Below are 5,549 nucleotides of genomic sequence, written 5' to 3' on the forward strand. Positions count from 1 at the left end.
ATGAATGCCATGTCGTTGGCAGAAATTACAAAGGCGTTTGCAGCTAAAAGAGACCAGTGATTGGAGATTAGGGCAGAACAATCTGCTGCTGCCACCAATGAACAAATGAACTATTGAACTGATGAACCAATTAAAAGATAAAGTACAATCCATACAGGCATCGGCACATAAACCGGCAATACTGGTTATTGGTGATCTGATGGTTGACCATTATATATGGGGTAGCGCTACCCGTCTTTCGCCAGAGGCACCTGTGCCTATCGTAAATGTAAAGAACGAAACTACTACGCTGGGTGGTGCAGGTAACGTGGTTCAAAACCTGGTATCGTTAGGGGCAAAAGTTATTGTTGCCGGTGTAATTGGTAACGACCAGGCGGCAGGTGAACTAATTAAGATCCTGGCCGACGAAGGCGTTGAAACAGATACCATTATAAAAGACAGCAACCGCCCTACTACGGTAAAAACCCGTGTTGTTGTGGGCAGCCATCAACTGGTTCGGGTTGACCGCGAAGTTACCGACGAAGTATCAGAAGCTATTGCTAATGAACTTATCGGCAAGTTAAGCAGCCATATCGATGGTGCTGACATGGTACTTTTGTCTGATTATAACAAAGGTCTGTTTTCGCCGTTTTTATCGCAAGGCATTATCAGGGCGGCAAATGCTAAAGGTAAAAAAGTAATCATCGACCCCAAAGGGCTTAATTACGAGAAATACAAGGGTGCTTTTATCATCAAGCCCAATCGTAAGGAGTTGTCGGAAGCAGCTAAAACGGAGAAGATAAACTCGATAGAAAGCTTGCAACAGGCTGGCAAGGTAATTTTTGAACAAACGGGTACGCAATATATAGTAGTTACCCTTTCTGAAGAAGGCATGGTAATACTAAGCGAACAGGAACATAAAAGCCTGCCTGTAAAAGCGACAGAAGTGTTTGATGTAACCGGTGCCGGCGATACCGTGCTGGCTACCATGGCCTACTTTATGGCAGGCGGCCTAAGCATTGAGGATTCATGCGAACTTGCCAACCATGCCGCTGCCATAGTGATCCGCCGCGTGGGTAGTGCAACAACTACTTTGGATGAGATCGTTGAAGACATATTAAGAGACGAAAAATAAGGCGGAAGGTTGAAGGATGCTTGCCTTAAGACTGGACTAATGAACCAGTGAACAAATGAACCAGTGAACGAACGAATGAATAAGATTCAAATATTAAACGAACTTAAAGATCATCTGGATACTCTTCAAAGGGTAATTGATACGCTTAGCGGCGATATTGAGGGAGCTTGTGAAATGATCACATCAACCATAAAAAGCGGCAATAAAGTATTACTGGCCGGCAATGGCGGCAGTGCCGCTGATGCACAGCATATTGCTGCAGAGCTTAGCGGCCGTTTTGTAAAAGACCGTAAGCCTTTGCCTGGTATTGCTTTAACGGTGGATACTTCGGCACTTACGTCCATCGCCAACGATTATGGTTATGAGCATGTATTTTCGCGCCAGCTGGAGGCATTTGCCAGACCGGGCGATCTGTTCATCGGTATTTCGACAAGCGGCAACAGTCCGGGGATCTTGGCGGCTTTTGAGTCGGCTAAAAAACTGGAGGTTAAAACTTTGGGGCTTTCGGGCAGAGATGGTGGCAAAATGAATGGTCTTTGCCAACTGAATATCATTGTGCCATCAAACATCACCGCGCGCATCCAGGAAATGCATATCCTTATCGGGCATATCCTGTGTACTGCTGTCGATGATCTTTTTGATTAATTAATTACCGTAGAGACGCATTACATGCGTCTTTTCTAATGATATGGAGACGCATGTAATACGTCTCTACAGAAAAAAATAAATGAGAACAGGCTTCGAAAAAACGCTTCTTGACAAAATAGCTGACCTGCCATCGCTGCAGGCACAGATCAAAAACTGGCAGGCCGAAGGTAAAAAGGTGGTGTTTACCAATGGCGTTTTTGACCTCTTGCATATCGGGCACCTCACCTACCTGGCCAAAGCAGCCGAACTTGGCGACAAGCTGGTGATCGGTCTTAATGCTGATAGTTCAGTAACCCGCATTAAAGGGCCTACCCGCCCGGTAAACGATCAAAATAGCCGTGCCGCTTTATTAGCAGCACTGTTTTTTGTGGATGCCATTGTTGTTTTTGAAGAAGATACGCCGCTCAACCTGATTAGTTCCCTCCTTCCGGATATCCTGGTAAAAGGCGCTGATTATGCGGTTGAAAACATTGTGGGCGCTAAAGAAGTGATAGCAAACGGCGGCGAAGTTAAAACCATTAATTTTGTTGAAGGATACTCATCTACCTCAATAATTGAAAAAATCAGGAACCAGATTTCCTGAGTACTGATAACAGCATGAAAATACTGGTGATCCGCTTTAGCTCGATGGGTGATATAATTTATACCACGCCTGTTGTACGCTGCCTAAAAAAGCAGGTGCCCGATGCCGAAGTTCACTTTTTAACCAAACCGGCCTTCAAATACATTTACGATAACAACCCATATGTTGACAAGCTGCTGTTACTAAAACCCTCGTTAACAGATACTATTAACGAGATCAAGGCCGAAAAATACGATCAGATCATTGATCTGCATAATAATCTTCGTACAAGTATCATCAAGCTACGCACGGGTATCAAGACATCAACCTACAAAAAACAGCCGATCCTGAAATGGCTGAGTTTAAAACTGAAACGTAACCTGGTTAGTAAGGAGCATTTGGTTGACAGGTATTTAAAAGCAGTTACGTTTTTGGGCGCTGTTAATGACGATAACCCGATTGATTATTATGTCAAGGCCGAGCATGATATAACCAAATTGCTGCCCGCCGGTCACCAAAATGGCTATGTCGCTTTTGTAATAGGCGCTACCCATTTTACCAAGCGGATGCCTAATTATAAGATCATCAGTATTTGCAAACAGCTTAATTTGCCTGTTTTGCTATTGGGCGGCAATGATGTAAAGGCCAATGGTGATGAAATAGCGGCAGCGGTTGGCACTTCGGTTTATAATGCCTGCGGAGTAACATCGCTTGATGAGTCGGTTTTCCTGGTATCGAAAGCGCAAAGTCTCATCGGTTTTGATACCGGTCTTACCCATATCGCCGAAGCATTTAATGTTCCGATAGCCTCGGTTTGGGGCGGCACAACGCCCGACTTGCTGGGTGTTTGGCCTTATAAAGTAAAAGAAACGCTGATTGCCGGTATTGAATTATCCTGCCGCCCCTGCTCCAAATTCGGGCTTGAAAAATGCCCGCTCGGGCACTTTAAGTGTATGAATGATATGCCAGAAGCCGATATCGTAAATTTCTCCAACCGCTAATCGAGATCATAAAACATTGCGTAAGTTATACTTACGAGCGCACTACTGTTAGTATTTCACAAAAAAACATCAGATGCCTTTTAATGTTAGTGTATTTGTATAATTTTGTGCATTAACTTAAATCCCTTACACGATGAAAAAAACCTTACTCAGCCTGTGCCTTTTAGTGGCATCTTTCGCAGCATTTGCTCAATTACCAACTATTGGTTTTAAAGGAGGTGTGAACTTCGCAACATTACACGCTACAGTTGATGGTGTTAGCGGTTCCGGCAATTCCGGCAGCTTAACCACATTCAACGTAGGCGCTTTTGTCGACTTTAAATTCGGCAACGTATCATTACAACCGGCCTTAAACTTTACCGGTAAAGGTGGTTCGTCAAGCGTTTCTATTGATGATCAGGCCAGTTCATCTGGTAAAGTAAAACTTTATTATTTACAGGTGCCTGTAAATGTTGTTTACCACGTACCTGCGGTAGTTGGCGACTTTTACTTTGGTGCAGGCCCTTACCTTGGTATGGGTGTTTCCGGTAAATCAAAAGACGACAGCGGAAATTCTGAAAGCATTAAATTTGGCAGTGGCCAGGACGAGATCAAAAGGACCGACGCTGGCTTAGATGCTATTGTTGGCTTCAAATTCAAAACCGGCTTCCTGATCAATGCTAACTACGATTGGGGCTTAACCAACATCACCAATGTTAATGGTATTAAACTCACAAACCGTGTTTTCGGTATTTCAGTAGGTTACGCCTTTTAATTAACCGATGGAAGAAATAAGAGGCATTTCAACCCTCTTAAAAAAAGGAGAAGCTGTTGCTTCTCCTTTTTTATTTAGTATTATTGGAAACTTATTGAAAATGTTTCACGTTATATTAATTAAGCCATAATATCATAAACCGATCGCTAACCCGTTTCAAATCATGAAAAAACTATTATTAATACGTCATGCAAAAGCTACCCATGAAAGCGGTTACGTTGATTTTGACAGGCCGTTAAAACAATCGGGCATGCAGGATTCGGTTTTAATGGCTACCCTTTTAAAAGGACAATTACAAATTCCTCAAATTATAATAACCAGCCCTGCGCTACGTACCAAAACCACTGCCGAGATCTTTGCCAACCACTTTAAATTACCCGTTCCTGGTGAGGATAAAAGAATTTACGAAGCCAGCGAAAACACCTGGGTAAAAGTGATTAATAGCCTGCCCGATGAATATGATTTTATTGGCATAGTTGGCCATAATCCAGGCATAAGTCAAATATTATACTACCTCACCAGCCAGCTAAAAGAAATGCCTACCTGCGCCGTGGCCGTCATTACTTTTGAAAATGATACCTGGCAATCTATCAGTGAAGAAGATGGCAAACTGGTGCATTTTGATTCACCGAAGGGGTAGTTTGAAGTCCGAAGTCTTTAGCCAAAAGTATTAAGTCCATAGTCTTGGATTCTAAGTCGAAAGATTTTAAAACAGGTAGCCAGCTTTTGACTTAAAACTTCCGACTTAGAACTTCCGACCAAAAATCAATTCACCCGATACGTTTTCCCCGGCAGTGAGCTGATATATCCCTGCATTTCCATATTGAGCAGGTTCATAGCCAGTTGGCTCATAGGCATATTGGCCCTTAACGTCAGATCATCGATAGCAACCGGTGTGCTGTTTTGCCGCAGGATCTCCATGATCAGCCGTTCATCGTCCGACAGATCAAACGGCAACGTAAATTGTTCAACAGGTTTACTTACATCACTCTTTTCCCAACCCAGGCTAAAAGCCAGATCGGCGACGCAAGTTAACAAACTTGCTTTATTATTGCGGATCAGGAAGTTACATCCTTCAGAAAATTCATCGCCCAACCTACCTGGAAAAGCGAATACATCCCGGTTATAGGAATTGGCTATTTCGGCTGTTATAAGTGCACCTCCTTTAATGCTGGCTTCAATCACAACGGTTGCATCAGCAATACCGGCAACTATCCGGTTTCGCTGCGGAAAGTTTTCCCTGTCGGGATTAGTGCCCGAAGGATATTCGGATAGTAAACCGCCGTTTTCGAGCATTTTATCGGCAGTAGCCCGGTTTTGAGCAGGATAAAGCCTGTCGAGCCCATGGCCAAGTACACCGATGGTTGGCACGTTTAGCTTTAAACATTCTTTATGTGCCGCTACATCAATGCCATGCGCCAAACCACTTACTATTAATACATTATATTGCTGTAATTCCTCAACTAACTG

General features: G+C 43.4%; 7 protein-coding genes. 6 read left to right on the plus strand and 1 reads right to left on the minus strand.

What is annotated here, in order from left to right; all coding sequences use genetic code 11:
• The first annotated feature begins 121 nt into the window (after positions 1-121).
• The 6 genes from rfaE1 (at position 122) to VF500_RS02825 (ending at position 4,719) form a co-directional block, all read left to right on the plus strand.
• Positions 122-1,114 (plus strand): D-glycero-beta-D-manno-heptose-7-phosphate kinase, encoded by a 993-nt coding sequence (gene rfaE1 / locus VF500_RS02800; protein WP_330858215.1) that lies wholly within the window; start codon positions 122-124, stop codon positions 1,112-1,114.
• 75 nt (positions 1,115-1,189) lie between these two features.
• Entirely contained in the window at positions 1,190-1,759 is a 570-nt protein-coding gene (locus tag VF500_RS02805; RefSeq protein WP_330858216.1) for a D-sedoheptulose 7-phosphate isomerase, read from the plus strand.
• Positions 1,760-1,841: 82 nt separating this feature from the next.
• Entirely contained in the window at positions 1,842-2,345 is a 504-nt protein-coding gene (rfaE2, locus tag VF500_RS02810) for a D-glycero-beta-D-manno-heptose 1-phosphate adenylyltransferase (protein ID WP_330858217.1), read from the plus strand.
• Between the two features lie 14 nt (positions 2,346-2,359).
• Positions 2,360-3,325: a glycosyltransferase family 9 protein gene (locus tag VF500_RS02815; RefSeq protein WP_330858218.1), complete on the plus strand. Its 966-nt coding sequence runs from the start codon at positions 2,360-2,362 to the stop codon at positions 3,323-3,325.
• Positions 3,326-3,458: 133 nt separating this feature from the next.
• The gene (locus VF500_RS02820; RefSeq protein ID WP_330858219.1) at positions 3,459-4,079 is read left to right on the plus strand and encodes a porin family protein; all 621 of its coding nucleotides are present in this window, start codon (positions 3,459-3,461) and stop codon (positions 4,077-4,079) included.
• A 163-nt stretch (positions 4,080-4,242) separates the two neighbouring features.
• Positions 4,243-4,719, plus strand: coding sequence for a SixA phosphatase family protein (locus VF500_RS02825; RefSeq protein ID WP_330858220.1), 477 nt, complete (start codon positions 4,243-4,245; stop codon positions 4,717-4,719).
• Positions 4,720-4,844: 125 nt separating this feature from the next.
• Here the strand turns inward: VF500_RS02825 and VF500_RS02830 are convergent.
• A partial coding sequence (locus tag VF500_RS02830) for a DNA-protecting protein DprA (protein WP_330858221.1) occupies positions 4,845-5,549 on the minus strand: 705 nt, incomplete at its 5' end.

It is taken from the genome of Mucilaginibacter sp. (assembly GCF_036383575.1).
Taxonomy (GTDB): Bacteria; Bacteroidota; Bacteroidia; order Sphingobacteriales; family Sphingobacteriaceae; genus Mucilaginibacter.

Bases quoted from the DNA above. Each gene is read 5' to 3' on its own strand.
- rfaE1 (WP_330858215.1), top strand. From the start codon at position 122: ATGAACCAATTAAAAGATAAAGTACAATCCATACAGGCATCGGCACAT.
- VF500_RS02805 (WP_330858216.1), top strand. From the start codon at position 1,190: ATGAATAAGATTCAAATATTAAACGAACTTAAAGATCATCTGGATACT.
- rfaE2 (WP_330858217.1), top strand. From the start codon at position 1,842: ATGAGAACAGGCTTCGAAAAAACGCTTCTTGACAAAATAGCTGACCTG.
- VF500_RS02815 (WP_330858218.1), top strand. From the start codon at position 2,360: ATGAAAATACTGGTGATCCGCTTTAGCTCGATGGGTGATATAATTTAT.
- VF500_RS02820 (WP_330858219.1), top strand. From the start codon at position 3,459: ATGAAAAAAACCTTACTCAGCCTGTGCCTTTTAGTGGCATCTTTCGCA.
- VF500_RS02825 (WP_330858220.1), top strand. From the start codon at position 4,243: ATGAAAAAACTATTATTAATACGTCATGCAAAAGCTACCCATGAAAGC.